We start from the raw sequence: 1,455 nt of genomic DNA, 5'->3' as shown, positions 1-1,455 counted from the left end.
CTTTCGGGGAGTACGAGCTATCTCCAAGTTTGATTGGCCTTTCACTCCTACACTCAACTCATCGGGAAGCTTTTCAACGCTTATCCGTGCGGTCCTCCATTCCGTGTTACCGGAACTTCAACCTGGTCAAGTGTAGATCACTTGGTTTCGCGTCTACCCCACCCAACTGAACGCCCTGTTCAGGCTCGCTTTCACTGCGGATACGGGGCTGAGCCCCTTAACCTCGCTGGGCATGGTAACTCGTAGGTTCATTATGCAAAAGGCACGCCGTCACATACAAAATATGCTCCGACCGCTTGTAGGCGTATGGTTTCAGGAACTATTTCACTCTCCTAATAGGAGTGCTTTTCACCTTTCCCTCACGGTACTAACTTCACTATCGGTCTCACGGGAGTATTTAGCCTTACCGGATGGGCCCGGCAGATTCACGCAGAATTACTCGTGCTCCGCGCTACTCAGGATGACACTACGCCTCGTCATGCTTCGGATACGGGACTGTCACCCGCTACGGTCGTTCTTTCCAGAACGTTCTCCTCACAATCAGAGTACGACAACGTGGTCCTACAACCCCCACGGCGCATTGCCACGTCGTGGGTTTGGGCTGTTCCCCGTTCGCTCGCCACTACTGGGGGAATCATTAAGTTATTTTCTTTTCCTGCAGGTACTAAGATGTTTCAGTTCCCTGCGTTAGCCTCCTGAACGAAAATCAGGATAGCACTCCTTCAGAGTGCTGGGTTGTCCCATTCGGAAATCACCGGATCAAAGGTCATTTGCACCTACCCGGAGCTTATCGCAGCTTATCACGTCCTTCATCGCCTCCGTGAGCCTAGGCATCCGCCATACGCCCTTAGTTACTTTCTATTCGCCAAGTGGTACATATATGAAATGCGCACCACAGGGTTGCTCATACTTTCAGCTGTATCTTGAAATCTATAACCACTCCACAAAAAAGCGGAATGAAATGTCTTACTTTACAGTCTTGCTTGTGTCAATAAGTCAAAGAACGGTGTCAATGCAGCAAAACGCATGAAGCATAAGGTGCATCGAAAAGTGGAGAATAACGGATTCGAACCGTTGACCCCCTGCTTGCAAAGCAGGTGCTCTAGCCAGCTGAGCTAATCCCCCGAAAAGAACATAAAAGAAGTGTAGTCCCAGGCAGACTTGAACTGCCGACCTCCACATTATCAGTGTGGCGCTCTAACCAACTGAGCTATAGGACTGAGTTGGAAGAAAGCACTGCGGCTTCTCATGCCAGACTTCCTTTCTCTTATTCTTAAAACAGAGTGCAGTGAGTACAAGAAGAAAAACGAACCAAAGGTTCTTTTATTTTCTTGATTACCGTTAACTTCTTGACTTGTATACTTAAATACTTATCAACTAAATCAACTAATAAGCATCCTCTCCAGAAAGGAGGTGTTCCAGCCGCACCTTCCGGTACGGCTACCTTGTTACGAC

1 protein-coding gene, 2 tRNA genes and 1 rRNA gene are annotated in these 1,455 nt (G+C 48.5%); all 4 read right to left on the bottom strand.

What is annotated here, in order from left to right:
- Positions 1–861 (bottom strand): 23S ribosomal RNA (locus tag Q0216_RS06140); the annotation flags it as partial.
- 190 nt (positions 862–1,051) lie between these two features.
- Positions 1,052–1,125: transfer RNA gene (locus Q0216_RS06135), tRNA-Ala, on the bottom strand.
- Between the two features lie 21 nt (positions 1,126–1,146).
- Positions 1,147–1,220: transfer RNA gene (locus tag Q0216_RS06130), tRNA-Ile, on the bottom strand.
- 53 nt (positions 1,221–1,273) lie between these two features.
- A partial coding sequence (locus tag Q0216_RS06125) for a hypothetical protein (RefSeq protein WP_298593770.1) occupies positions 1,274–1,455 on the bottom strand: 182 nt, incomplete at its 5' end.

The sequence above is a fragment of the uncultured Rothia sp. genome (genome assembly GCF_937976295.1).
Classification (GTDB): Bacteria; Actinomycetota; Actinomycetes; order Actinomycetales; family Micrococcaceae; genus Rothia.
The sequence above is the reverse complement of the archived record's forward strand: the minus strand, read 5'-3'. Positions and strand labels throughout refer to the sequence as shown.